Annotated in this window: 27 protein-coding genes, 2 tRNA genes and 1 rRNA gene; 20 read left to right on the plus strand and 10 right to left on the minus strand. The window is 48.9% G+C overall.

What is annotated here, in order from left to right; translation table 11 throughout:
- Nucleotides 1–4 precede the first annotated feature (4 nt).
- Nucleotides 5–120: ribosomal RNA gene (gene rrf, locus AC3B4V_RS14320) — 5S ribosomal RNA — on the plus strand.
- A 106-nt stretch (nt 121–226) separates the two neighbouring features.
- Here the strand turns inward: rrf and AC3B4V_RS14325 are convergent.
- On the minus strand, nt 227–697 hold the full coding sequence (locus tag AC3B4V_RS14325) for an NUDIX hydrolase (RefSeq protein ID WP_488378768.1): 471 nt from the start codon (nt 695–697) through the stop codon (nt 227–229).
- Nucleotides 698–826: 129 nt separating this feature from the next.
- On the opposite strand from AC3B4V_RS14325, the gene AC3B4V_RS14330 reads away from it, so the two are divergent.
- From AC3B4V_RS14330 to AC3B4V_RS14355, 6 genes are all read left to right on the plus strand, one after another.
- Nucleotides 827–903: transfer RNA gene (locus tag AC3B4V_RS14330), tRNA-Met, on the plus strand.
- A gap of 119 nt (nt 904–1022) precedes the next feature.
- A complete protein-coding gene (tsaE, locus tag AC3B4V_RS14335) occupies nt 1023–1472 on the plus strand; it encodes a tRNA (adenosine(37)-N6)-threonylcarbamoyltransferase complex ATPase subunit type 1 TsaE (protein ID WP_023469616.1) in 450 nt (149 codons plus the stop codon).
- Nucleotides 1469–2122, plus strand: coding sequence for a tRNA (adenosine(37)-N6)-threonylcarbamoyltransferase complex dimerization subunit type 1 TsaB (gene tsaB / locus AC3B4V_RS14340; RefSeq protein ID WP_133208814.1), 654 nt, complete (start codon nt 1469–1471; stop codon nt 2120–2122). The genes tsaE and tsaB overlap by 4 nt, the downstream gene beginning before the upstream one ends.
- Nucleotides 2115–2570 carry a ribosomal protein S18-alanine N-acetyltransferase gene (gene rimI / locus AC3B4V_RS14345; RefSeq protein WP_023469614.1) on the plus strand — a complete coding sequence of 152 codons (456 nt, stop codon included), beginning with the start codon at nt 2115–2117 and terminating at the stop codon, nt 2568–2570. The genes tsaB and rimI overlap by 8 nt, the downstream gene beginning before the upstream one ends.
- Complete coding sequence (tsaD, locus tag AC3B4V_RS14350; RefSeq protein ID WP_223040972.1) at nt 2567–3574, plus strand: tRNA (adenosine(37)-N6)-threonylcarbamoyltransferase complex transferase subunit TsaD; 1008 nt, start codon at nt 2567–2569, stop codon at nt 3572–3574. Before rimI ends, tsaD begins: the two co-directional genes overlap by 4 nt.
- Before the next feature lie 28 nt (nt 3575–3602).
- On the plus strand, nt 3603–4172 hold the full coding sequence (locus tag AC3B4V_RS14355; RefSeq protein WP_055969420.1) for a hypothetical protein: 570 nt from the start codon (nt 3603–3605) through the stop codon (nt 4170–4172).
- 47 nt (nt 4173–4219) lie between these two features.
- On the opposite strand, the gene AC3B4V_RS14360 is transcribed toward AC3B4V_RS14355, so the two are convergent.
- The 3 genes from AC3B4V_RS14360 to AC3B4V_RS14370 all read right to left on the minus strand — a co-directional run bounded on the left by AC3B4V_RS14360 (nt 4220) and on the right by AC3B4V_RS14370 (nt 5829).
- Nucleotides 4220–4879 (minus strand): haloacid dehalogenase type II, encoded by a 660-nt coding sequence (locus tag AC3B4V_RS14360; RefSeq protein ID WP_023469611.1) that lies wholly within the window; start codon nt 4877–4879, stop codon nt 4220–4222.
- Nucleotides 4880–4947: 68 nt separating this feature from the next.
- The gene (locus AC3B4V_RS14365) at nt 4948–5403 is read right to left on the minus strand and encodes a flavodoxin (RefSeq protein ID WP_411210824.1); all 456 of its coding nucleotides are present in this window, start codon (nt 5401–5403) and stop codon (nt 4948–4950) included.
- 105 nt (nt 5404–5508) lie between these two features.
- Entirely contained in the window at nt 5509–5829 is a 321-nt protein-coding gene (locus AC3B4V_RS14370) for a winged helix-turn-helix transcriptional regulator (protein ID WP_023469609.1), read from the minus strand.
- Nucleotides 5830–6012: 183 nt separating this feature from the next.
- On the opposite strand from AC3B4V_RS14370, the gene AC3B4V_RS14375 reads away from it, so the two are divergent.
- Together AC3B4V_RS14375 and AC3B4V_RS14380 are read left to right on the plus strand one after the other, a co-directional pair.
- Nucleotides 6013–6411, plus strand: a complete 399-nt coding sequence (locus AC3B4V_RS14375; RefSeq protein ID WP_023469608.1) for a DoxX family protein — start codon at nt 6013–6015, stop codon at nt 6409–6411.
- A 19-nt stretch (nt 6412–6430) separates the two neighbouring features.
- Entirely contained in the window at nt 6431–7024 is a 594-nt protein-coding gene (locus tag AC3B4V_RS14380) for a flavin reductase family protein (RefSeq protein WP_064299192.1), read from the plus strand.
- 131 nt (nt 7025–7155) lie between these two features.
- Here the strand turns inward: AC3B4V_RS14380 and AC3B4V_RS14385 are convergent, their stop codons facing one another.
- Together AC3B4V_RS14385 and AC3B4V_RS14390 are read right to left on the minus strand one after the other, a co-directional pair.
- Complete coding sequence (locus AC3B4V_RS14385) at nt 7156–7578, minus strand: hypothetical protein (protein WP_064299193.1); 423 nt, start codon at nt 7576–7578, stop codon at nt 7156–7158.
- The gene (locus AC3B4V_RS14390; protein ID WP_029342826.1) at nt 7578–9479 is read right to left on the minus strand and encodes an ATP-binding cassette domain-containing protein; all 1902 of its coding nucleotides are present in this window, start codon (nt 9477–9479) and stop codon (nt 7578–7580) included. The genes AC3B4V_RS14385 and AC3B4V_RS14390 overlap by 1 nt, the downstream gene beginning before the upstream one ends.
- Before the next feature lie 167 nt (nt 9480–9646).
- On the opposite strand from AC3B4V_RS14390, the gene AC3B4V_RS14395 reads away from it, so the two are divergent.
- From AC3B4V_RS14395 to AC3B4V_RS14435, 9 genes are all read left to right on the plus strand, one after another.
- A complete protein-coding gene (locus AC3B4V_RS14395) occupies nt 9647–10306 on the plus strand; it encodes a redox-sensing transcriptional repressor Rex (protein ID WP_023469604.1) in 660 nt (219 codons plus the stop codon).
- The gene (locus tag AC3B4V_RS14400) at nt 10306–10503 is read left to right on the plus strand and encodes a twin-arginine translocase TatA/TatE family subunit (RefSeq protein ID WP_029342825.1); all 198 of its coding nucleotides are present in this window, start codon (nt 10306–10308) and stop codon (nt 10501–10503) included. Before AC3B4V_RS14395 ends, AC3B4V_RS14400 begins: the two co-directional genes overlap by 1 nt.
- Before the next feature lie 7 nt (nt 10504–10510).
- Nucleotides 10511–11290, plus strand: coding sequence for a twin-arginine translocase subunit TatC (gene tatC, locus AC3B4V_RS14405; RefSeq protein ID WP_029342824.1), 780 nt, complete (start codon nt 10511–10513; stop codon nt 11288–11290).
- A 105-nt stretch (nt 11291–11395) separates the two neighbouring features.
- Nucleotides 11396–11471 (plus strand) — tRNA-Ala (locus tag AC3B4V_RS14410).
- A gap of 224 nt (nt 11472–11695) precedes the next feature.
- The gene (locus AC3B4V_RS14415) at nt 11696–15439 is read left to right on the plus strand and encodes a S8 family serine peptidase (RefSeq protein ID WP_488378769.1); all 3744 of its coding nucleotides are present in this window, start codon (nt 11696–11698) and stop codon (nt 15437–15439) included.
- Nucleotides 15440–15566: 127 nt separating this feature from the next.
- Nucleotides 15567–15725, plus strand: coding sequence for a hypothetical protein (locus AC3B4V_RS14420; RefSeq protein ID WP_014971497.1), 159 nt, complete (start codon nt 15567–15569; stop codon nt 15723–15725).
- Nucleotides 15726–15843: 118 nt separating this feature from the next.
- Entirely contained in the window at nt 15844–16296 is a 453-nt protein-coding gene (locus tag AC3B4V_RS14425; protein ID WP_488378770.1) for a hypothetical protein, read from the plus strand.
- A 13-nt stretch (nt 16297–16309) separates the two neighbouring features.
- Nucleotides 16310–16819: a hypothetical protein gene (locus tag AC3B4V_RS14430; RefSeq protein WP_488378771.1), complete on the plus strand. Its 510-nt coding sequence runs from the start codon at nt 16310–16312 to the stop codon at nt 16817–16819.
- Nucleotides 16786–17253, plus strand: coding sequence for a hypothetical protein (locus tag AC3B4V_RS14435; RefSeq protein ID WP_488378772.1), 468 nt, complete (start codon nt 16786–16788; stop codon nt 17251–17253). Before AC3B4V_RS14430 ends, AC3B4V_RS14435 begins: the two co-directional genes overlap by 34 nt.
- 56 nt (nt 17254–17309) lie before the next feature.
- Here AC3B4V_RS14435 and AC3B4V_RS14440 read toward each other — a convergent pair whose 3' ends face one another.
- From AC3B4V_RS14440 to AC3B4V_RS14455, 4 genes are all read right to left on the minus strand, one after another.
- Nucleotides 17310–18314 carry a FecCD family ABC transporter permease gene (locus tag AC3B4V_RS14440; RefSeq protein WP_214724327.1) on the minus strand — a complete coding sequence of 335 codons (1005 nt, stop codon included), beginning with the start codon at nt 18312–18314 and terminating at the stop codon, nt 17310–17312.
- Nucleotides 18314–19315 carry a FecCD family ABC transporter permease gene (locus AC3B4V_RS14445; RefSeq protein WP_055969403.1) on the minus strand — a complete coding sequence of 334 codons (1002 nt, stop codon included), beginning with the start codon at nt 19313–19315 and terminating at the stop codon, nt 18314–18316. The genes AC3B4V_RS14440 and AC3B4V_RS14445 overlap by 1 nt, the downstream gene beginning before the upstream one ends.
- A gap of 77 nt (nt 19316–19392) precedes the next feature.
- Nucleotides 19393–20304, minus strand: a complete 912-nt coding sequence (locus AC3B4V_RS14450) for an iron-hydroxamate ABC transporter substrate-binding protein (RefSeq protein WP_055969400.1) — start codon at nt 20302–20304, stop codon at nt 19393–19395.
- 3 nt (nt 20305–20307) lie between these two features.
- Entirely contained in the window at nt 20308–21099 is a 792-nt protein-coding gene (locus tag AC3B4V_RS14455; protein WP_023469594.1) for an ABC transporter ATP-binding protein, read from the minus strand.
- Between the two features lie 184 nt (nt 21100–21283).
- Here AC3B4V_RS14455 and AC3B4V_RS14460 point away from each other — a divergent pair, with 184 nt between their 5' ends.
- Together AC3B4V_RS14460 and AC3B4V_RS14465 are read left to right on the plus strand one after the other, a co-directional pair.
- Complete coding sequence (locus AC3B4V_RS14460) at nt 21284–22342, plus strand: NAD(P)/FAD-dependent oxidoreductase (RefSeq protein WP_029342814.1); 1059 nt, start codon at nt 21284–21286, stop codon at nt 22340–22342.
- Between the two features lie 179 nt (nt 22343–22521).
- The gene (locus tag AC3B4V_RS14465; RefSeq protein ID WP_047394356.1) at nt 22522–23817 is read left to right on the plus strand and encodes a cation:dicarboxylate symporter family transporter; all 1296 of its coding nucleotides are present in this window, start codon (nt 22522–22524) and stop codon (nt 23815–23817) included.
- Nucleotides 23818–23827: the final 10 nt, after the last annotated feature.

The raw sequence follows: 23827 nt of genomic DNA on the forward strand, positions 1-23827 counted from the left end.
ATCGTCTGGTGACGATAGCCAAGTGGTCACACCCGTTCCCATGCCGAACACGGAAGTTAAGCACTTGAACGCCGAAAGTAGTTGGGGGCTTCCCCCTGTGAGGATAGGACGTTGCCAGGCACTTGACCGATCTGCAGATTGCAGGTCGGTTTTTTGTTGTGGAAAAGGAAAAACTGACGAATGGACGTCAATCCGCCATCGAGTCAGTTTAAGCGAAGCATCTAGATTAAAAAGAAGGGATTGTGCTAAGAAGACGAGGCGTAACTTGGCGTAAGAGCGCTGCAGCACGCGCTTCAAGCGGTGTTGGCAATTGATTCAGCGGGAAATACCGTAAGTCGAGACTCTCTCCGTCCGTCATTTGTAATGTACCCGATACGCCTTTTGCTTGAAAGAGATGGATCACACTGTAGGTTTGATCGCCATTTGGATAACGGAAGAAGTAATCAGGACCCGAGAAGACGTCTAGCAGCTGAACGCTGCGTGCTTGAAGTCCGGTTTCTTCCTGTAATTCACGCATCGCGACTTCTTCAAGTGTCTCACCTGGTTCCATCGAACCACCGGGAAGTCCCCAACTGTGTGTATCCGAACGATATTGAAATAGCAGTTCATGTTGTTTGTTCATGACGAGTACGGTCGCACCCACGCTGATCAAGGGTCGGTTGCCTACGATTTTTCGTAAATCTAATAAGTATCCCATCTGCTCACTCCTTTCGTATCAGTATAGAAGAATATTCATTATGACAGTTAGTAAAAAGAAATAAGGCAAAAAGACTTGCCAATTTAAAAGACGCATGTTATATTAATATCTGTCGAAACGTTATATCATCGCGGGGTGGAGCAGTCTGGTAGCTCGTTGGGCTCATAACCCAAAGGTCGTCGGTTCAAATCCGGCCCCCGCAACCAATTTTAAACTTAACTTCAACTTTACTACGAAACGTTCAGCGTTTCGTATTTTTTTTTGCCTTTTTCGTTCGGTACAATAGAGAAGGACGAACAGTACGTATTAAAGGAGGAGACATCGTATGATAGAACTGGAAATGAACAGCTTGGAAGAAACGACTGCCTTGGCCCTTGAACTCGGACGACGTGCAGAAGCAGGGATGGTCATTACGCTTGATGGGGATTTAGGTGCTGGGAAAACGACCTTTACTCAAAGCTTTGCGAAAGGGTTAGGTGTGACGCGCCACGTCAACAGTCCTACCTTTACGATCATGAAAGTCTATACGGGACGTCTTCCTCTTTATCATATGGATGTCTATCGCCTGGAAGGTTCCGGTGATGATATCGGACTTGAAGAATATTTGAACGGTGAAGGCGTCGCCGTCGTCGAGTGGTCTGAATTGATCGCGGACAGTCTTCCCCCTGAACGGTTGGCAATCACGATTACGCGAACGGGTGATGATAGCCGTCGTTTTGAGCTGACGCCGATCGGAGAACGATACATTACATTATGTGAGGGATTGAAATCATGAAAATCGTAGCTATTGATACATCGACGAAACAATTATCAGTCGCTCTTTCAGACGGGAAACAGATTGTAGCAGAAGCTTCTTACGTCACGTCTTTGAATCATGCGACGAAACTCATGCCGTTGCTTGAGCGCTTGATGGTGGAAGCAAAATGGACACCGGCTCAACTGACACGCATCGTTGTTGCTGACGGTCCTGGTTCTTATACGGGATTACGGATTGGAGCGACGACAGCGAAGACGCTTGCTTATACACTCGGTATCGAGCTTGTTGCCATCTCGACACTTGAACTGATGGCAGCTTCGACTGGTCATACAGGACGCGTTGCGGCGATTCAAGATGCGCGGCGTGGAGCAGGGTTTGTCGGAGTGTACGACGCCGGGAAACGAATTGGTGAAGAACAGCATGTCGAGATTTCTTCTTTTGTGAAGACGTTACCGCCAGATACGCTCGTCACAGGAGACGTCGATGCGTTCGAAGAGATTCTTCAACCATTTGAAAAGGCGGCTCCTGCTTTCCGGACGCCACGTGCCGGCGTACTCGCTTTACTCGGTGCAACGCGCCAGACGGTCGAAGCGCATGCGTTTGAGCCACGATACCTGCGCCTGGCTGAAGCAGAAGCGAAATGGATCGAGGCACAGCGTCATGAGTAAGGGCATTCGTCGGATGACCGTACAGGATGCTGCAGGTGTTCACGCGGTCGAACTCGAATCGTTTGCGACACCGTGGACGCTAGATGCCTTCGAAGCGGAAATGACACAAAATCCGAATGCCTATTATGTCGTTGCCGATCAAGATGGTATCGTTGGGTTTGCTGGTCTGTGGCATATCGCGGATGAGGGACATATTACGAATATTGCCGTCAAGCAGTCGCACCGTGGACAAGGGCTTGGGGAAGATCTGCTAACGGCATTGATCGCCGTCGGTCGTGCACTTGATTTGCGGGCGATGACACTCGAAGTACGTGTCTCGAACACACCAGCGCGGACTTTATATGAAAAACTCGGATTTCAGTATGTCGGTGTCCGAAAACGATATTATCAAGATAACAATGAAGATGCTGCCATCTACTGGCTGGAGCTGGAGGGAGAAGACCTATGACACAACCATTGATTCTAGCAATCGAATCGAGTTGCGACGAAACGGCGGCTGCCGTCGTCCGTGGAGGAACCGACGTCTTATCGAACGTCGTCTCGTCTCAAATCGAAAGTCATAAACGATTCGGTGGCGTCGTGCCTGAAGTGGCTTCACGGCATCACGTCGAACGGATCACATACGTCATTGATGACGCCTTGACGGAAGCGAACGTCACGATCGACGATATCGACGCGATTGCCGTCACGGAAGGACCTGGACTGGTCGGAGCATTACTCGTTGGTGTCAGCGCAGCGAAGGCACTGGCCTTTGCGCATGATAAACCATTGATCGGTGTTCATCATATCGCAGGTCATATCTATGCGAATCGTCTCGTGCAAGAGCTTGAGTTTCCGCTCGTCTGTTTGATTGCATCAGGTGGGCACACGGAACTGATCTACATGCCGGAAGACGGTGTATATGAAGTCATTGGTGAAACACGGGATGATGCCGCGGGGGAAGCATATGATAAAGTTGCTCGGACGTTGAAGTTACCATATCCAGGTGGTCCACGGATCGATCAATTGGCACAGACTGGTCAGGATACGTTCCATTTTCCGCGTGTCTGGCTCGAAAAGGATTCGTATGACTTTAGCTTCAGCGGTTTGAAGTCAGCAGTCATCAATGCCGTGCATAACGCCGAACAACGGGGGGAAACGATCATTCCGGAAGATTTAGCCGCGAGTTTCCAAGCAAGCGTCGTCGAGGTACTCGTGACGAAGGCGGTCCGTGCCGTGAAGGATAAAGGGGGACGTCAATTGCTGCTTGCTGGTGGCGTCGCTGCTAACAAAGGATTACGCCAAGGTCTCGAAGCGGCGTGTGCGAAGGAAGGAATCGATCTCATCATTCCGCCGATGCACCTGTGTGGAGATAATGCGGCGATGATCGGAGCGGCTGCGATTCATCCATATCGCGCGTTACGCTATTCGACACTTGCCATGAACGCAGAACCTGGGCTAGATTTAAAGTAAGGAATCCGAACAACTTGGGGGAAATGGAATGAAAAAAGTCATCATCGCATTGTTAGCGGTACTGGTCATCGTCGCGATCGGACTTCAGGTCCGAGAAATCGTCAACGCATACCAAGTCGCCTATAAGGAAGAACTCGTACCCGATAAAAAAGCGGTCGAGACGAATACGAAACAACGTCCACTTTACGAAATCGGACGAGCAGAAGGGGAAAAGACCCGGATTCAAAAGTTATATGCTTTTGATCAGACAATCAATGGTAAGCTCAGTAACGTCGTCATCGTCGATCGGAAGTATGGTTTAACGAACAAGGCGAGTGATGATTATTTCATGATTGCTTCCGGAACACCGGTGACGGATCAAGAAAAGAAGTCATTCGAACCAATGATTCAAAAGATGGATGCAGAACAAGTCCAAGCCGAGGTGATCTCAAAGCACGAGGTGACGGCTGTCGAGAACAATAAAAAGCGGACGTTGACGTTATTTAAGGTCTTCTATAAAGATACGGATCAAAACGAATACCTCTTCTTCATCGAAAAAGAAGGCGGTCTGAAACTCGATCTATTCAAGAAGGGTTACTCACGTCTTTCGAATTACTGAAGACATGAAAACAGCGGATTCCTAAATAGGAGTCCGCTGTTGTTCGTTCATTGCCATTCAGTGATACCCGTCAAGTCATCATAGATGCGATCGGGATCGAGATTCAATTCCTCGACCGGAAGTCCATTTCGATTGATCCATGCCGTTTTGAAGCCGAAACTCTTCGCCCCGGTGATATCCCAACCGTTCGAGGACATGAAGAGGATCTCCTCGCGTTTTAGACCGAGCGTGTTTAAGGCATGCATATAGGATGCAGGTGCTGGCTTATACTGTTTGATATCATCGACACTGACGAGATGTTCGAACCGATCGGCTAAGCCTGACTGCTCAATCAGCGGATCGAGCATATCATGGGAACCGTTCGAGAAGACGACCAGACGCTTGTCCGCCATCGTCTCGAGAACGGAGCTGACTTCAGGATATACATCAAGCGTCAGGTACGTTTCCATTAAGGTCGTGATTTGTTCCTCGGTCACATGGAGCTTCAGTTCGAGTAACGTATAGCGGAGGGCATCTTGTGTTACTTGGCTGAACGGCACATACTGTCCGTTCAATTGCCGGAGGAAAGAGTACTCCAGTTGTTTCTCCCGCCAGCGTTTGCTGATCGCTTCTCCGTGATCCGGATAAAGCGCTTCGGCTTGTTCTTTGACGGAATGGACATCGAATAATGTACCGTAGACGTCAAAGACGAGTGCTTGAATCGTCATAAAACATTCATCTCACTTTCATAGAGTCTGCTTTAACGATTCCCTTACAGTACGGATTCAAACGACACTCAAGAATGAACCTGTTGTAAAAAGCGATGAAACGTTTGCGCGAACGCACGACAAGCGGCTTGTTTCTCCGGGGTATTCGGATCAAACTCAATCTTCAAGCCATCCGTGACGAGGGTCGCCCCAGCTTCTTTTAATGCGTCTTCAATCAAATCAACGGCTGCGCAGTACTTCGGATAATCAAGATCCCCCGAACCAAAAGCAGCCGCCGGTATTCCTTGTAAGGATTGTTCCCGGAGCTCCTCGACAAAATCTTCTGCTTCATACGGTAAATCACCGTCTCCCCATGTATATGAGCCGAGTAATAGACCATCAAAACGTGATAAGTCCTCCCCGACGAATTGATCTAGTTCCGTGATCGTCACGTCGACATCGTGTTGCTCGAGTTCATGTTGAATGAGCGAGACGATATCTTCCGTATTACCGGACATGCTGACGAATCCAATCGCGATATGCATGCATCTTCCTCCTTTCACTGTACTTCTCTACTGTAATTGATAATGATTATCAATGTCAAAGGACACATAAAAAAGCACCTTCCGAAGAAGATGCTTTTTTATACATTAGTCTTGTAGTTCGGCCCATTCCTCAATGGAACGAATGACCGGTTCGAGTTGGCGCCCTTTGTCGGTCAAACTGTATTGAATCTTAATCGGACGATCGGGAATGACAGTCCGGATGACGATGCCTTCCGCTTCGAGCTCCTTCATACGTTCCGTGAGCATACGACCTGATAATTCGGGAATGGCATCTTGAATCTCATTGAAACGACATGTCTTCGTCAACAAGTGACGTAAGATCAGACCCGTCCATTTCTTACCTAAGATTTCAAAGGCATGTTCGACTTTGGGACAAAGAGCCGGTTGGATTGCGACTTCTTCCATCAGCACTCATCCTTTCTATAGTTGTAGTATACCCGCTTCTGCTAAAAAAATCGAATCATTTTACTTAATGTAACAAAAAGAACTAAAACAAATCTATTTACTTTTAGTAAGTGATAAGATATAGTCTGTTTATTGAGTTACTTAAAGTAACTAAAATACATTAGGTAAAAGGAGAAGAGAGAAATGATGGATACAGGACTTTTAATCATTCGTTTAATCATCGGCTTAACGTTCGCTGCACACGGGACACAAAAATTATTTGGTTGGTTCGGCGGACACGGAATCGCTGGAACAGGCGGTTGGTTCGAATCAATTGGCATGAAGCCAGGGAAGGCACTCGCGATTACAGCAGGTCTTGCTGAATTGATCGGCGGCTTGTTGTTTGCAGGAGGCGTATTCCTCTGGATCGCAGCACTCCTCATCATCGGATCGATGCTTGTCGCGATCGTTAAAGTACACGGTGCGAATGGTTACTGGGTGACGCAGAACGGGTACGAATACAACATGGCATTGATCGTCATCGCGCTTGGTGTAGCGATGATCGGTGCTGGAGACTATTCACTCGCTGCACTCATCGGGTGAAGAAAAAGGTGGGTCATTCATGAAGTTCGAGGCATCAACGCTTAGCGCAAAAGACAATTATAAATTACTGATCGGAAGCATCATTCCGCGTCCGATTGCTTTCGTGACAACGCAAGGAGAAGACGGGACGGTCAACGCCGCACCGTTTTCCTTCTTTACGGTCGCTTCAAGCAGTCCGCCGCAACTGGTGATCGCCGTACAACGGACGGATCAGGGGCAGAAGGATACGGCACGTAATATCCTTGCAAAACAAAGTTATGTCATCCATATCGTCAGCGAAGAGATCGTCGACGCAGTCAATGAGACAGCAGCGCCACTTGCTTACGGTGAAAGTGAGCTTGAGCGGACGGATTTGACGCTCGTCGATAGTGACGCGATCGAAGTACCTGGAATCGCGGAAGCGAAAATCCGGTTCGAGATGCGCTTGACGCAACACGTCGAGCTAGAAGGTGCCGATCTTTTGATTGGGGAAGTACTGCGCTATCACGTCGCGGATGAACTCGTCGATTCGTTCCGGATTGACGCAGCAGGATTGAAGGCTGTCGCTCGTTTAGCAGGGAATGATTATGCGACGATCGGGAAGACGTTTACGATTGCCCGACCGACAAAATGATAGAAGCGTGAATGCCTGATTCATCGTACGATTCGTTTTGATTCAAACAAAAAGGAGTGGAGAGACCGGTCTAGCTACCGGAATCTCCACTCCTTTTTCTCATGTCGTTCATCTGATTCATCGATCGGACTTCAAGGTTGCGGATCGATTTCGTTTGAAGAGGCTTCAAGACCATGACGTTTACTGTACTGATAACCATCGAGCAAATAAAAGACGATTGCGAGTGCCCAAATGCCGACACAGCTGATCAAGAAAGCGGTGAGCGGTGAGACACTACCGTAATACGATAGGATCAACGGGTCATTGAGTTCAACGAATAGCTGTGTCGTCAGGAGCGTACAGCATAATCCCGAGAGTAAACTGACGAAAAGACCGCTCCATGTCTGGATGACGAGACCGATCATACAAGAAATCAGGAGGAACAAAGGAAGCGCGGCATTAAAAGCATCCGGCCGGATGAAGGTCGACACGTAGTCCGCATACATCGGTACGAAATAAAGGATGCCGGATAGCAGTCCTTGAATCAAGTTAATGAAAAAACTTTTCGTCCGCATCAGTGTTGGTTCTCCCATCGTTCCATCAATTCGAGTAGATCGACATCAATCTGGTCACGTTCTGCTGAAAGAGCTGTCGCTTTCGGAATATCGTTGAAGACTTCCGGTTCACAGAGCAATTGTTCAATTTCTGCCGAACGCTGTTCGAGCCGCTCGATGTCTTGTTCGAGTTGCTCGATCTGCTGACGGCGCTTGCGTTCTTCTTTCTGTGCTTCCTTGTCGATCGTCTTCGACGCCGTGACCTTTGCGGCTTTTGCTTCCTCGGCTTCAAGACGCGCAATCTCTTCTTGCTCCGCCTTCTTCTCCGTGTAGTACGAATAATCACCGAGGTATTCCGTCACGCCGGCTTCACTCATCTCGATGACGCGGGTCGCGATCCGGTCGATGAAGTAACGGTCGTGGGAGACGAATAGCAGCGTACCTTCGTAGTCGACGAGCGCGTTTTCAAGGACCATCTTCGAATCCAGATCCAAGTGGTTCGTCGGCTCATCGAGGACGAGGACGTTCGTCTTTCGGAGTTTCAGTTTCGCGAGCGCGAGACGTCCGCGTTCGCCACCGGATAACTCATGGACGATCTTGAAGACATCGTCACCGCTAAACAGGAATTGCCCGAGGACGGACCGGACTTCTTGTTCACGCATCAGTGGCCATTCGTTCCAAATCTCATCGATGACACGGTTCCGATCATTGAGTTCCGCCTGCTCTTGATCGTAATAGCCGATCGAGACGCCGGTTCCGAAACGGAAATCACCGAAGAGGGGGCGTAAGCGACCGACGAGGACTTTTAGAAGCGTCGACTTTCCGATTCCGTTCGGTCCGACGAGTGCCAGTGATTCACCGCGTTGCAAGCGGAAGGTGATGTCTTTTGAGACAGCTTCTTCATAACCGATCGCCAGTTGATTGACTTGCAGAACGTCGTTCCCGCTCTGTTTTTCAATCGGGAAGGACAGGACCGTGCTACGCTCATCTCCATCTGGTCGGTCGAGTCGGTCGACCTTTTCGAGCCGTTTCCGGACACTCTGGGCACGTTTTGTCGTCGTCGCCCGGGCGATGTTCCGTTGAATGAAGTCCTGCATCTTCGCGATTTCTTCTTGCTGCTGTTCGAACTGCTTCATTTCCTGATCGTATAAGGCCGCTTTTTGCTCCAAGTACTTCGTATAGTTCCCCGTGAACTTACGACAGACATTGCGCGACAGTTCGTAGACGACATTGACGACTTGGTCGAGGAAGTACCGGTCGTGCGAGACGATCAGGACGGCACCACGATAACCACCGAGGTAACTTTCGAGCCACGCGAGCGTATCGATATCGAGGTGGTTGGTCGGCTCATCGAGAATGAGAAGCTCTGGTGCTTGTAAGAGCATCTTCGCTAAGGCAAGCCGTGTCCGTTGACCACCGGATAATGTCTGAATCCGGCGCGAGTAATCATCCGGATAAAAGCGCATGCCGTGCAAAACAGAGCGGATATTTGCTTCGAACTGATAACCACCCGCTTCTGAGAAGTCGTGTTGCGCTTGATCATACGTCTTCAGGAGACGATCGTACGCGACCGGGTCGTTCAAGATATGCTCCATACCCATTTCAATTTCCATCCGGCGTAGTGTTCGTTCTTGTTCCTGAAGATGTTCGAAGACGGTCAGCATCTCGTTCCAGATCGTTTCATTCGATTCAAGACCACTGTCTTGCGCGAGATAACCGATTTTGACATCCTTGCCTTTCATGATGTCACCTGAGTCATGACTGAGTTCGCCAGCAATGATTTTGAGCAAGGTCGATTTACCGGCACCGTTTCGTCCGACGAGCGCAATGCGGTCGCGCTCTTGTACTTCCAATTTGATATTTTCTAAAATCGGCTCGACGCCGAATGATTTCGAGAGTTGGTTGACTTGTAAGAGTATCATTTCCATCCATCCTTCCACCCTTTAGTCTATCACGAACAAAAGCGCGAGGTCCTGCGGAATATATTATTTGTGACTCTATGTGAAGTGGTTTACAATCAAGGAAAGTAGAAAGCTTTTTGCAAAGATTTGGGTGCCACGATGGATGTGGCCGAAGGGGGAACTGCAGGATGAATGGACCAGACACAAAAATTCCACAAGCGACAGCAAAACGGTTGCCGCTATATTATCGCTTCATCCAAAGTTTATACAATTCAGGCAAGCTCCGCGTCTCTTCTGCTGAGTTAAGCGAGGCGGTGAAGGTTGATTCAGCAACGATTCGTCGCGATTTTTCCTACTTTGGGGCATTAGGGAAGAAGGGGTATGGATATAACGTTCAACATCTCTTAACGTTTTTCCGCAAAACCTTGAATCAAGATGAGGTGACGAATGTTGCCTTAATTGGGGTCGGTCATCTCGGAACAGCGTTTGCAAATTATAACTTTTTAAAGAATAATAGTACTCGGATAGTCGTTGCGTTTGATGCGGACGAAGAGAAGGTCGGAACAACAACGCATGACGTTCCAATCTATCATGTTTCGGACATGAAAGAACAAATCGAAGCGAATCAGGTCGATGTTGCCATCTTGACGGTTCCATCCCAGTTCGCGCAGTCAGTAGCGGATGAGTTAGTCGAGTATGGTGTGACAGGCATCCTGAACTTTACGCCAGCGCGGTTGAACGTGCCAGCTAGCGTCCGGGTCCATCACATTGATTTATCGATCGAGTTGCAGTCGTTAGTTTATTTCATGAAGCATTATTCGCAATCAGCTGAAGGAGTGAAATCATAATGGAAAACCTTATTCCGCTCACACTAGGTATCGGACCTGCGAGCATCGGATTAATCGCGGTCGTCGCATTGATCATTTTCGGACCGAAAAAGTTACCAGAATTCGGACGCGCTGCGGGTCAGACATTGAAAGAGTTCAAAAATGCCACGAATGGCATCATGGACGACGATAAAAAGGACGAACCGAAAGAGAAGTGATTGAATCATGACGGTTGATCAAGAGCAAAGCATGACGTCGCACCTTGACGAACTGCGTAAGCGGATCGTCTGGTCGCTTATCATCGTCGTCGTCCTGTTCGCTGTCGCATTTCCGCTCGTCCGACCGCTCGTTCGCTTCTTGCAAGCGGACTTAAAAGAGCTCGGTATCGGTTTGAATGCCTTCAACGTCGCCGATCCTTTAATGTTGTATTTGAATCTTGCGTTCATCATTGCGCTGATTTTAGCGTCACCGTTCTGGATGTATCAACTCTGGGCATTCGTCCGACCAGGACTTTATGACAAGGAGCAAAAAGCGACATTGACTTATATTCCGGTCATCTTCTTCCTGTTTTTGGCTGGCGTAGCCTTCTCGTATTTCTGGTTGCTTCCCTTCTTGCTTGAAGTCTCAACGGATCTCGGGAAAGAGCTCGGAATCGAACAAGTCATCGGAGTGGAGAACTACTTCAGTTTCTTAATCCGATTGACGATGCCGTTCGGTCTTCTTTTCCAATTGCCGGTCGTGACGATGTTCCTGACACGTCTGGGTCTCGTGACGCCATATTTCATGCGAAAGAATCGGAAATATGCGTACTTTGCGCTGTTCGTCGTTGCGGCATTGATCGCACCGCCGGACGTGACGTCACACTTGATGATCTCGGTTCCATTGTTCGTTCTCTATGAGATCAGCATCTTGATTTCTGCGCGGACGTACAAAAAAGTCCTGATCCTCGAGCAACAGGCAGAGCTTGAACGACAGGCGGATTTGATGCGTGAATTGAATAAATGAATCGTGAATTCCTTCCGACGATTTTTGGAAGGAATTCTTTTTTATGAAAGCGTTATTTTTATATTGATAAAGCAGTTAGTGATACGTATACTAAAGATAATTCATGGGGGCTTAGCTCAGCTGGGAGAGCGTTTGGCTGGCAGCCAAAAGGTCGTCGGTTCGATCCCGATAGTCTCCACCAATACCAAATATCCAACTCCTCGAGGCTTCGAGGAGTTTTTATTTTACTCCCAGTTAAATTCCTCAAAAATATAAAATGTCATGTAAAACAAATAAATTAAAAAAATAGGCAAATATAAATTGTTTATTTCCATTAAATTCATTAAACTAAATATACAGAATTTTCGTTTAACTGTTTTATCAGTAGTACTACTATGGTTTTACAGAAAAGGGGAAAACGAACGCATGAAGAAGATTGCACTTATGGCAGCCGTCTTAATGACGTCTTCCAATCTAGTCAGTGCGCAAGGTGCACTGTCGTCGCAAGACAAAGCAACGGGTCAAAAACCGCAAGCGCTCTCGCTGAAGAAATCGGGGCAAGAGAAGAACTACAAACAATCGGATAAAGTTCGTGTCGTCATCGAGATGGAAGAGAAGCCGGCGATTCAAATCGCCCAGGCTCAAAACAAGCGGTATAGCACATTGAGCAATGCCGAAAAAGAGTCGATCAAAGATCGCCTCGTCAATGTCCAAAAATCAGTCAAGTCAGCCATCGCTAAAAAGGCGATTCCCGTTACATATAAGGAAAGCTTCACAACCGTCATCAACGGATTCAGTGGTGAAGTCAAGTTCGGGGACATCGAAGACATTAAACAACTGAGCGGAGTCAAGAGCGTACATATCGCCCATGAGTATGCGCGTCCAGAAGTTGCTAAAGGTGCCAAGCCAGACATGCTGTACAGCAAGGACATGGTCAATGCGAAGGAAACATGGCAGGACTATGGTTTTAAAGGGGAAGGAACAATCGTTGCCGTCATCGATACGGGAATCGATCCATCGCATAAGGACATGGTCTTGAGCCCTGAGACGAAGATCGATTTGACTTCTTCGAAAGTCGATAGTGCGAAAGAAACAAAAGGCTTAAAAGGAAAGTACTTCACGGAAAAAGTACCGTACGGCTATAACTATGCCGATCACGATAGCGAAATCCGTGATTTAGGTGCGGGCGCATCGATGCACGGGATGCACGTCGCGGGTACGGTCGGAGCAAACGGCGATGAAGCAAACGGTGGTATCAAAGGAGTCGCTCCGGAAACACAGCTCCTCGCGATGAAAGTCTTCGGAAACGATCCAGGAATGCCATCGACATTCAGCGATATCTACATTAAAGCGATTGATGATGCGATTGCACTCGGAGCCGATGTCATCAACATGAGTCTCGGTTCGACGGCATCGTTCGTCAATGCAGATGATCCAGAACAACGCGCAATCGTCAACGCGATGAACAACGGCATCTTGTGTGCGATTTCTGCTGGTAACTCGGCATTCGCAGGTCATGGTGCAGGTAACCCGTACACAGCGAACCCGGATATTGGTGTCGTCGGTGCCCCAGGTTTAACAAGCCAAGCACTCCAAGTCGCATCACTCGAAAATACGAAATTGACACTCGAAGGCATGGCGCTGACGATCGACGGTCAGGATGCTGGTTATTTGGCATACCAAAAACAAGATTCACCGAATCCGATTGCTGTCTTCGATAAAGAGAAGAAGGATGTCGTCTATGTCGGTGACGGTCAAGCTTCGAACTACGAAGGCAAAGACGTCAAGGGGAAAGTCGTCTTCGTCGTGCGTAACGGTGGTTTCAACTACGGTATGATCCAAGCAGAAGCTGAGAAGCAAGGGGCAGCAGGTGTCATCGTCCGCGGTCGAGTCGATCATGGGGATTACGTCAGTATGGCGCTCAACAATCCGACGATTCCACTCGTCACACTCAGCATCGCAGACGGAAACGATCTTGAAGCAAAAGCAAAAGAGGGCAAGGCAATCGCTGTCACGTTCGACGGAAAAGCAGTCTCAGCCGATAACCCGGTCGCAGGACAAATGTCTGACTTCACGTCTTGGGGTGTCACACCAAGCCTTGACTTCAAGCCAGAAATCACGGCACCAGGTGGAAAAATCTACTCGACGCTCAACGATAACGAGTATGGTGTCATGAGTGGGACATCGATGGCGGCACCACACGTCGCTGGTGGAACGGCACTCGTCATGCAACGGATCGCGAAGGACTTTAAAGTCGATGGTGCGACACGCGTTAAGCTCGCGAAGAACATCTTGATGAACACGTCGCGTCCGCAACTCGATCAAGGAAAATACAATGCGCAGCTAAAAACAGGCAACTTCTACTCCCCACGTCGTGAGGGAGCTGGACTGATGGATCTTCGTGCTGCCATGAAGACACCAGTCGTCGTCACAGAGACGAAGTCAGGTGAAGGTAAGGCATCCTTGAAGGAAGTCGGCGAGAAGTTCACGTTCACACTTGATTTGAAAAACTACAGCAGTGAAAAAGTGACATATAAGTTAGCCGGAACGGTTCAATCAGATCTCGGTGCAGAAGGGTCAAACTTCCTCGAAGCAAACGGCATCTTTAAAAAGGGAACGATCGGTACGGTGGATGCAAACAAAGGCACATATCCGATCTCATTCGCAGTGGGCTCGAAGAAAGCAAGTTCGGTCTCGATTAATCCGAAGAGCTCAACGAAAGTCAGTGTATCGGTCGATCTGAAGGATACAACGGACTGGGCAAACGAACTTCCGCTCGAACAAGTCTTTGAGAACGGCTACTTCGTCGAAGGATTCGTTCGTCTGATCGATACGAAGAGTAAGAATCCAGAATTGACGGTTCCTTACGTTGGCTTTAAAGGGAAATGGGATCAAGCTCCGATTCTAGACGCACCATTATACGATGAAGACAACACGTTCTATGGTTTGACAGGTCTAGCGACAGAAGTGAAGGATAACTTCGAATTCCTCGGCGCAAACGCTGCTGGCGATGTCGTCGCAAACAAAGTCTCGTTTTCACCAAACAACGATGGTAGCGCAGATGAAGCCTTCCCGATCATCTCGTTCCTCCGTAATGCGAAAAAAGTTGAGTACTCGATTCTTGACCGTAACAAAGCAACACTTCAGAAGCTCGATACGCAAACGGACGTCGTCAAGAACTACTATGATAGCGGTTCAGAGGACGGATACACACCAGTCACAAGCGCTGCTTGGGACGGAACGATCAACGGGAAACCGGTCAAGGATGGTCTTTACTACTATAAAGTCAAATCCGTGATCGATTATCCGAATGCAAAATGGCAGTCGAACCTCTTCCCAGTCTATGTCGATACGAAAAAACCAGCTGCAACCGTGAAATGGGATGCGTCGAAATCAACGCTCTCGTGGACAGCAGGTGACCAAGGAACAGGTGTCGCGTCATACGATATCCTCGTCAATGGTAAGAGTGTCTTGAAACAGCCGCTTGCTGCAACAGAAAAAGCGTACACGTTGACGGATCTTCCAGAGCGCGCGAAGATTGCCTTCGTCGTGAAGGATTATGCAGGAAACAGTGTGAAAAAAGACGTCAACACGACAGGTGTCGATAAAGCGGTACCGAACGTTCAAATCGATACACCAGTCGCACTTGGTCTTGCGACATCAAAAGTCATCAACATCGCAGGTCACGTCTCTGATGAATCAGGCATCAAATCGTTCAAAATCAATGGTAAATCTGTCAAACTTCGCTTCGATGCGGCTCAACAAAACTATGCGTTCAGCCACGACGTGACGTATACGACGGATGGCGTCAAGTCATTCAAGGTCGAAGCGTACGATGGTAAAGGAAACCGTGTGGCGTTCAGTCGTCAAGTCATCATCGACACAGAATTACCGACGATTCGCGTCACAGCACCAAAAACCGTTTCAAGCAAAACAAAAACAGCTGAGATGAAGATCGTTCTTCGCGATAACTACAGCGAATTACGCTTTGACTTCAACGGTAGCGCGGAATACCGCCGGACGTTCAAAGAGCCGTACGAGATGAAAGCCTTCAAAAAGACAATCACGAAAAAAGTGACGCTCAAGAAGGGGAAAAACACGTACAACTTGAAACTGAAGGATCTCGGTGGACACGTTGTTACGAAAACAGTCGTCATCACGAAAAAATAAGGAACAAAAGATGAAGCCAGGCGGAAATCCGTCTGGCTTTTCTTGCGTGCCGAAGCGCCTTGAAGGGTTTATGAGACGAGAAGAGGGGGAATTTTAAGAACAGAAACAAGTCAGAGGGGGAACAACCATGAATCCGTTCACGACCTTAATCGCCTTCATCGTAGGGTGTCTCGTCTTATATCTTGGTATCCGTGACAAAAACGGCTGGCTGATCGGTGTCGCGATGATACCGCTCGCGATCGTTGCCTATAGCGTCATCTATCTGATCATCCAGGTCAGTGCGTAGTCTTCATGGAAGATGTCTTACCCTAAGCGGTAGGACATCTTTTTTTTGAAATTCGTACTACAGATGAAACCGATCCAGTAAAATGTAAGTATATAACAGTATAGAGAGGTGGATGATTATGGAACACGTACATACACAAACGGATGCCTTAGCGGCGCTATACGAAGAGATGCACCAAAAGACACAGACCGGCATGTGGGTCATGCTTGCGGCATTCTTAGCGCTCAGTAACACACTCGAGAAACCAATCTACGCGATGATCGTCCCGTTATTGTATTTTGGCTACGACATGTTCGTACAACGCAAGCGGTTCGCGCTTGTTGCGGAATATACATCAGAGACTTCTGCAAGACGGCTTTATCAGGTGCATGTGTTGATCGGTATCTTACAATACGGAGCGCTTGCTGGTCTGATCGTCTGGGCAGCCGATCGACCAAATACGTCTTTCTTGATCGGTCTGATCATCGTCGTCATTCCTTTTTACTGGATCTGCCGAAAAACGTTAGAGTTCGTCTCACGAAAGATTGATCCAACGTATATCACGGAAAAAGAAATTCACAAAGCGCGCTAAAGGAGAAGAGGCTATGCAAACGGCTCGTGAAGAACGTCTACAAAAACTTGCGCTCGCGTACCGGGACGTCGAGTGGCTCGGCACACGCTGGTATTGGAACGTGCTCTTATTCATAACAGTCGGTATCTTGATCGAGTGGACCGATATCCCCTTGTTGATTTTGACGATTCCAGCCCTTTTTCTCGGCTCCGATTTTCGCTATCAACTAAAAAAACGAAAAATTTTAGACGGCTATATCTCAAAAGCTCAGATCCGTCGACAATTTTTACTACGCATCGGTAGTCACGTCCTGCTGTACGCGATCTTGACGATCGTCATCACCCAGACGATAGAGGGACCGTTCTGGCAGATGCTTGTGGCAATCTTTGCGATTTTAACACCGCTCTATTCCATCAGCGAATGGATCATCCGACGCGACGGGGCGCGTGACCCGGACTATATCAGCGACGGAGAAGTAGCCCGCTTCGTCAGACAGAAAGGAACATCGCAATGGAACACCTATTCGAGCGACAAGCACGTCTGAATTTAATGAAATGTCCGGTGCGTGTCGTCGCCTATTTCTTTTTGATTCCTGGATTAATTTGTGCAGTATTTGCTTGGTTTATGACGTCAATTGCATCCGTCTTTTTCCCGATCATGCTCTTTTGTCTTTGCGCGACCGCAGTCGCTCGAGAAATCGTCCGACGACGACTCATGAAGTCGTATTTAACAACGACTATCTATCAACAGACTGTTCAAAAAGTAGCTCGTCTGACAATCATCGGTTATGTTGTGGCGTGGCTAATTGCCGTCGTCATGCTGTCGATTCCAAGTTCCCCTGGTTATCTATTTGGCATCTTCCTCTTTTGGGTTGGTGGAGTCAGTCTCAGTGTCAATCGACTGAACCGGTTGGCTAAACAAATCGATCCGGCGTACGTGACGATGGGTGAAATCGAACGTGCGTGGTGGAAACGATAAAATCAAAAAATCCGCATCAATCAGCGAAAAAGAAGCTGTTTGATGCGGATTTTTGATTATTTCTTCAACAGGAGATAAATGAAGTACGGTGCTCCAATCAAGGCGACGACAATCCCAGCCGGTACGCCGTCTGGTCCCGCGATGTTGCGCCCGATCGTATCAGCGAACGCAAGCAACCAGCCGCCGAGCAAGAGGGCAATTGGCAGGAAGAATTGATGCCGTGGTCCAACGAGCGCGCGGGCGATATGCGGCGCCATCAGACCGATGAAGGAAATCCCACCGGTGACAGAGACGGCAGCAGCAGCGAGCGCGACGGCTGTCAACAAGAGTTGGATCCGTTCTTTTTCAATCGCGACGCCAACACCGATTGCGACCGGTTCATTCAAGGCAAGCAGATTGAGCTTATTCGCCTTATAGAACGTCAGCGGAATCAAGACGAGTAACCACGGCAAGAGCGAGTAAACGAAGATCCAGTCTGTCCCCCAGATGTTACCGGCGAGCCATTTGGCGATGAAGTCGACCTTTTCACGACGCGTCGATGAAATCAGGATGACCATGATTCCAGACAGTGCCATCGAGAAGCCGACACCGGTCAAAATCAACCGAATCGGTTGGAGTCCTTGGACACGGTCGTACGAGAACAGGTAGATCGCTGTCGCGGTGACGAGTGCACCGAAGAAGGCAGCGACCGGTAACAGATAGATGAATGACCCGACATCGGTTGGGAAGTACAGGAAGAACAAGGCGACGGCGACGCCAGCTCCCGTGTTGATGCCGATGATACCAGGATCAGCGAGTTCGTTGCGGGTGATCCCTTGAAGGATTGCACCGGATAAGGCAAGTGCCATTCCCGCCATGACGGTGATGAGCAGTCGGGGTAAGCGGAGTGAATAGAGAACGAACTCCTCTTTGAACGAACCGTTTCCAAGTAACGTCGGCAGTAAACGATCGTACGAGAGAGAAGCAGGTCCAAGACCGATGCTGACGACGAGTGTTGCGATCAATAGTGCCAGTAACGTCCAAAATGTCAGTTGCTGGCGACGGCGTAAACGAGATTCCATCATGAGAAAGCACGCCCTCCTTTCCGAACGATTAAGAGGAAGAATGGTAGCCCGAGCATCGAGACGATTGCGATGACTGGCGTCTCATAGGGTGCGTACAGCGTCCGTCCAATCGTATCGGCAAGCAACATGAATGTTGCACCAAAAATCGCGGTCATCGGCAGGATGAACCGATAGTCCGTCCCGACGATCGCACGGACGATATGCGGAATCATCAGCCCGATGAATGCCATATTACCGACGAGGGCAACAGCAGCACCGGCAAGCAGGATGACGACGACGTAGAGGACTGCTTTGATCCGCTGGATGTTCTGTCCGAGTCCGAGCGCGACTTCTTCCGAAAGACTGAGGATCGTCAATTGCCGTGAGAAAATGAACGCAATCACGATACCGATCGCGATGACCGGCGCGATGACTTGCAGTTGTCCCCATGTCGACCCGACGAGTCCTCCGGACGTCCATTGTGAGACATCTTGGGCAATCTTGAAGTAGATCCCGATCCCTTCCGCAATCGCGTATAGAAAAGCTGAGATCGCGGAACCGGCAAGGACGATCCGGAGCGGGGAGAAGCCGCCTTTTTTCGAAGCGCCGATTCCAAAGACAAGTGCTGCCCCGAGTGCTGCTCCGACGAAACACGCGATCATGATGCCGAAGTAGTCAATTTTCGGGAACAGGACGATGACGAGCGCGAGTGCCGCATTCGCACCTGCTGTCAGACCGAGTAGACCAGGATCGGCGAGGGGATTGCGTGTCATCGCTTGCATGATGGCACCTGAGACACCGAGTGCCGCTCCAACAAGGATCGCTGCCAGTTCCCGTGGCAAGCGGATTTCCTGGACGATTTTTGCTTTTTCATTCAACGGTCCGAACGTCAAAGCGTTCCAGACTTCGCGCGTCGTCGTATCGGCAGCGCCGAACGTCATCGCGATCCAGAACATCCCGAAAAAGAGGACGAGACCGAGTGTGATTTTAATGCCGAACGGAATTCGACCAGCTGACATGAATGTCGCCTCCATTTCTGATTCAGTGAGTGAGCCACAAAAAAGGGAGGGATCCCGCAGGTTCCCTCCCTTATTCATTATGCGCCAAGGAAACTTTTCTTGAAGAACTCGAGTTGACGTTCGAGTGTGAGCGGATCGTTGAAGTAGAACTCCTTCGAATCGACTTCGAAGACACGATCGTTTTTGACGGCTGGAATGTTCTTGAACGTATCCGTTTTCGTGAATGAGTTGTCCGCTTCCGCACTCTTACTGAAGACGAGGTAGTCGCCTGCGTATTCAGGAAGGACTTCTGGTGACAACGCGTAGTATCCGTCTTTTAATGCCATCTTCGTGACTTTATCCGGCATTTTCAATTTCATTTCTTGATAGAGAATCTCTGTTCCACGACCCCAGTTATCGCCGAAGACGTAGAGTTGTTTATCGAAGCTTTCGATGACAGAAACAGTAGCATCTTCACCGATTTTTGCTTTGATGTCTTTACCGGCAGCAGCAGCACGTGTTTTGAAGTCTTTGACCCAGTCGCGTGCTTCTTGCTCTTTGTTGAGCAATTTACCGATTTCGATATGTTGCGTCAAGTAGTCGACTTTTCCGTATGTGTACGTGACCGTCGGAGCAATCTTTTTGATTTTATCGAGGTTTTTCGTTGTTGAATAGCCGATGATCAAGTCTGGTTCGAGTTCGATGATTTTTTCAACGTTCTCTTCCGATACTTCCGTGACATCTTTGAGCTTGTCGAACTTCGGATTCGCTTTTGACCACGAATCGACACCAACGACAGGTACGTCGAGTGCCATGACGTTGCCGGCAAAACCAGCGAGGACGACGACACGTTTTGGATTAGCCGGAACTTTGATGTCACCGTTCTCCGATTTGTACGTAATCGTCTCGTTTTTCGACCCAGACGCTGCGTCGTCTTTTTTCTCCGTATTGCCACACGCTGCGATGACGAGCGTGAGAATGAGTAGAACCGGTAAAAGTAGTTTCTTCATGATTCAATCTCCCTTGATTAAGTTGTAGGTGATACACATCGGCTTGTTCGTCCGCGGATCGCGTCCGATTTCAGCATCGATATGGAATACTTCTTGTAAGACGTCTTTTGCGATGACTTCCTCACACGTTCCGGCTTTGACGACTTCACCGTTTTTCATGGCGATGATATAGTCGGCGAACCGTGCCGCTTGATTCAAATCATGCAGGACCATGACGATCGTCCGTCCTTCGGTCCGGTTGAGATGCTCGAGCAGTTCGAGCACCTCGAGTTGGTGGGCGAGATCAAGATAAGTCGTCGGTTCATCGAGGAAGATGATGTCCGTCTCTTGGGCGAGTGCCATCGCAATCCAGACCCGTTGACGTTGACCACCCGACAGTGCATCGACCGGACGGTGTTTGAATGCCATCGTATCCGTTGCTTCGAGTGCCCAATCGATGATCTCGTAATCGTGTTTCGTCAAGCGTCCGAATCCTTTTTGGTACGGGAAACGACCGTATGAGACGAGCTCTGCGACCGTCAGACCACTTGCGCTCTCTGGAGTTTGTGGCAGAATAGCCATTTTCCGGGCAAGTAGCTTCGTGCTTTCCTTAGCGATATCGAGACCATCGAGCAATGCACGTCCTGATTGATGAGGAATGATCCGTGTCATCGCTTTCAATAAAGTCGATTTGCCGCATCCGTTCGCCCCAATGATCGTCGTGATTTGTCGATCGGGAATTTGGACGGACAAGTCTTTGACGATGGGACGATCACCGTAGCCGATATTGATTTCTTCTGTTGCTAGACGTACCATACGCGACGACTCCTTCGTTGTTCTCTCCGTTTTCACTGATAATGATTATCACTATCGTCTCATTAACCATACCAGTCCTGTAAAAACGCTGTCAACATTTTTTCTTGTGTTCAAGAGATGTTCACGTTATCATGAGGGAGTGAGAATGATAATCAATCGTAATCAAAGATGAGGAGTGAGTGAGATGAGGGAACAGGAGTTGTTCGACGTAACGATCATCGGCGGAGGACCTGCAGGGTTATATTCGACGTTCTATAGTGGTCTTCGGGGTATGAAGACGAAATTGATCGAGTATCAAGCAGAACTCGGAGGAAAATTGCACGTCTATCCGGAAAAGATGATCTGGGACGTCGGCGGACAGCCACCGATCACTGGTGAAAAACTCATGGCTCAACTCGTCGAACAAGGACTGACGTTCCAACCGACTGTTCAATTGAATGAAAAGATCATCTCGATCGCAAAAGACGTCTTCGGCAACTTCGTCTTAGAAGCAGAATCGGGTCGAATCCATTATTCGAAGACGGTCATCGTCGCGGTCGGCGGCGGCATCCTCAATCCACAAAAATTAAAAGTCGAAGGTGCGGAACGCTTTGAAGTGTCGAACTTGAACTATACGGTCAAATCGATTGAACGCTTTAAAGGAAAGACCGTCATCGTCTCAGGTGGTGGGAACTCGGCGATCGACTGGGCGAACGAGCTCGAACCGGTCGCAAAAAAAGTCTACGTCACGTATCGCCGGGATTGTTTCTCGGGGCACGAGGCGCAAGTCGACCAGCTCGTCAAAAGTTCTGCTGTCTGTCTCCTCAACACGACGATTCACAAGCTGATCGCAAGTCCTGATCATCAACGGATCGCATCAGTCGAATTGATCGACTGTCAAACAGACGAAATCGTCGAGATTCCAATTGATGAAGTCATCATCAATCACGGCTACGAGCAGGACGCGGCACTGCTTGACGCGTGTGATCTCGATATCGCACGGGTCGATGACTTCTATATCGCAGGGAACGCGGCGAGCGAGTCGAGTGTACCGGGTCTATATGCTGCCGGAGATATTCTTTCACACGACGGGAAGGTCCATTTGATCTCAGGTGCCTTTCAAGATGCGGCGAATGCCGTCAATCGGGCAAAACGCTTCATTGAGCCGGAAGCGCCAAAAGTGGCGATGGTCTCGTCACACAACGAAGTCTTTAAAAAACGCAATCGTGCGTTGATTGAGGAACGCGTCAATCAACAATCTTGAATAATGTTAAAACGTCCAAAATGCTTGGAAACAAGCGGATTTTGGACGTTTTTTTATACAGAATCTAGTTTTGTACTATAACAGAACGATTTGACAACGTACTGTATTTAGGACAAAATTCTACTTATGTTCCACTACATGTAGGATACAAGTAAGACGGATGTATAAGGAGGAAGAGTATGACAACTACGAAACGTAAGCCAATTGGCCTTGCCTGGCAAATTTTAATCGGCTTGATTCTCGGGATCACGGTCGGTGGTGTATTTTATGGGAATCCCCATGTCGCGGAGTGGCTTAAGCCAATCGGTGACATCTTTATCCGGATGATGAAAATGATCGTCGTTCCGATCGTCTTCACGACGATCGTCCTCGGTGTCTCATCAGTCGGTAGTCCGAAAAGTCTCGGACGTCTTGGCGTCAAAACGCTCGGTTACTTCACGATCGTGACGATGATCGCCATCTTCACGGGGCTGTTCGCAGCCAATCTCGTTGAACCGGGTGCTGGTATCAACATGTCGACACTCGATAAAACGGATATCTCGACGTATGTCGAAACGGAAGAGACGACACAAGACGCAGGACTCGTCGACAAGATCGTCAACATCGTCCCGACGAACATCTTGGACGCGATGGTCCGCGGTGACATGCTTGCCATCATTTTCTTCTCGGTCTTATTCGGACTCGGTGTCGGTTTTGCAGGAGAGAAGGGCCAACCGGTCGTTCGTTTCTTTGAAGGCGTCGCAGCAGCGATGTTCAATCTCGTCAATATCGTCATGAAATTCGCGCCGATCGGTGTTTTCGCCTTGATCGGTGTCACGGTCTCGACGTTCGGGATTGAATCGCTCGGTTCATTGTTTAAACTGATTGCGACATTATACGTCACAGCGCTTCTCTTCATGGTCATCGTCTTCGGTGCCATCATGAAGTGGGTCGGCATTCGTGTTTCTGATTTCACGCGTATCTTCAAGGACGAGTTATTGCTGACGTATTCGACGGCGTCGTCTGAGACGGTACTGCCACGGATTATGGAAAAACTCGAGAAGATGGGTGTTCCGAAATCAATCGTCAGCTTCGTCGTACCGACGGGTTATTCGTTTAACCTTGATGGATCAGCGCTGTATCAAGCGCTCGCAGCCTTGTTCATCGCACAGATGTACGGCATTGATCTCTCGATCGGAACACAGCTGACGCTTGTCTTCGTCTTAATGCTGACATCAAAAGGGATGGCTGCCGTTCCTGGCGTCTCATTCGTCGTGTTACTCGCAACACTCGGTACGGTTGGTATCCCGGCAGAAGGACTTGCCTTCATCGCGGGGATTGACCGAATCATGGATATGATGCGCTCGGTCGTCAACGTCACAGGAAACACGCTCGCTTCACTCGTCATCGCGAAGTGGGAAGGTGTCCTGGATGAAGACCAACTCGAGACCTTCATGTCGACAGAAGGTAAAAAAGACGACGTCCGCAGTGCGTGATTGTCGTAAA

Source organism: Exiguobacterium sp. E17S (assembly GCF_057772545.1).

Excerpts from the sequence above, each read along its gene's own strand:
- tsaE (WP_023469616.1), top strand. The coding sequence starts at position 1,023 with ATGATAGAACTGGAAATGAACAGCTTGGAAGAAACGACTGCCTTGGCC.
- AC3B4V_RS14365 (WP_411210824.1), bottom strand. The coding sequence starts at position 5,403 with ATGCATATCGCGATTGGATTCGTCAGCATGTCCGGTAATACGGAAGAT.
- AC3B4V_RS14435 (WP_488378772.1), top strand. The coding sequence starts at position 16,786 with ATGGAACACCTATTCGAGCGACAAGCACGTCTGAATTTAATGAAATGT.
- AC3B4V_RS14395 (WP_023469604.1), top strand. The coding sequence starts at position 9,647 with ATGAATGGACCAGACACAAAAATTCCACAAGCGACAGCAAAACGGTTG.
- AC3B4V_RS14425 (WP_488378770.1), top strand. The coding sequence starts at position 15,844 with ATGGAACACGTACATACACAAACGGATGCCTTAGCGGCGCTATACGAA.
- AC3B4V_RS14465 (WP_047394356.1), top strand. The coding sequence starts at position 22,522 with ATGACAACTACGAAACGTAAGCCAATTGGCCTTGCCTGGCAAATTTTA.
- AC3B4V_RS14420 (WP_014971497.1), top strand. The coding sequence starts at position 15,567 with ATGAATCCGTTCACGACCTTAATCGCCTTCATCGTAGGGTGTCTCGTC.
- tsaD (WP_223040972.1), top strand. The coding sequence starts at position 2,567 with ATGACACAACCATTGATTCTAGCAATCGAATCGAGTTGCGACGAAACG.
- AC3B4V_RS14445 (WP_055969403.1), bottom strand. The coding sequence starts at position 19,315 with ATGTCAGCTGGTCGAATTCCGTTCGGCATTAAAATCACACTCGGTCTC.
- tatC (WP_029342824.1), top strand. The coding sequence starts at position 10,511 with ATGACGGTTGATCAAGAGCAAAGCATGACGTCGCACCTTGACGAACTG.
- AC3B4V_RS14325 (WP_488378768.1), bottom strand. The coding sequence starts at position 697 with ATGGGATACTTATTAGATTTACGAAAAATCGTAGGCAACCGACCCTTG.
- AC3B4V_RS14360 (WP_023469611.1), bottom strand. The coding sequence starts at position 4,879 with ATGACGATTCAAGCACTCGTCTTTGACGTCTACGGTACATTATTCGAT.
- AC3B4V_RS14455 (WP_023469594.1), bottom strand. The coding sequence starts at position 21,099 with ATGGTACGTCTAGCAACAGAAGAAATCAATATCGGCTACGGTGATCGT.
- AC3B4V_RS14380 (WP_064299192.1), top strand. The coding sequence starts at position 6,431 with ATGAAGTTCGAGGCATCAACGCTTAGCGCAAAAGACAATTATAAATTA.
- AC3B4V_RS14400 (WP_029342825.1), top strand. The coding sequence starts at position 10,306 with ATGGAAAACCTTATTCCGCTCACACTAGGTATCGGACCTGCGAGCATC.
- AC3B4V_RS14460 (WP_029342814.1), top strand. The coding sequence starts at position 21,284 with ATGAGGGAACAGGAGTTGTTCGACGTAACGATCATCGGCGGAGGACCT.
- AC3B4V_RS14370 (WP_023469609.1), bottom strand. The coding sequence starts at position 5,829 with ATGGAAGAAGTCGCAATCCAACCGGCTCTTTGTCCCAAAGTCGAACAT.
- AC3B4V_RS14390 (WP_029342826.1), bottom strand. The coding sequence starts at position 9,479 with ATGATACTCTTACAAGTCAACCAACTCTCGAAATCATTCGGCGTCGAG.
- AC3B4V_RS14375 (WP_023469608.1), top strand. The coding sequence starts at position 6,013 with ATGATGGATACAGGACTTTTAATCATTCGTTTAATCATCGGCTTAACG.
- AC3B4V_RS14450 (WP_055969400.1), bottom strand. The coding sequence starts at position 20,304 with ATGAAGAAACTACTTTTACCGGTTCTACTCATTCTCACGCTCGTCATC.
- tsaB (WP_133208814.1), top strand. The coding sequence starts at position 1,469 with ATGAAAATCGTAGCTATTGATACATCGACGAAACAATTATCAGTCGCT.
- AC3B4V_RS14440 (WP_214724327.1), bottom strand. The coding sequence starts at position 18,314 with ATGGAATCTCGTTTACGCCGTCGCCAGCAACTGACATTTTGGACGTTA.
- rimI (WP_023469614.1), top strand. The coding sequence starts at position 2,115 with ATGAGTAAGGGCATTCGTCGGATGACCGTACAGGATGCTGCAGGTGTT.
- AC3B4V_RS14385 (WP_064299193.1), bottom strand. The coding sequence starts at position 7,578 with ATGCGGACGAAAAGTTTTTTCATTAACTTGATTCAAGGACTGCTATCC.
- AC3B4V_RS14415 (WP_488378769.1), top strand. The coding sequence starts at position 11,696 with ATGAAGAAGATTGCACTTATGGCAGCCGTCTTAATGACGTCTTCCAAT.
- AC3B4V_RS14355 (WP_055969420.1), top strand. The coding sequence starts at position 3,603 with ATGAAAAAAGTCATCATCGCATTGTTAGCGGTACTGGTCATCGTCGCG.
- AC3B4V_RS14430 (WP_488378771.1), top strand. The coding sequence starts at position 16,310 with ATGCAAACGGCTCGTGAAGAACGTCTACAAAAACTTGCGCTCGCGTAC.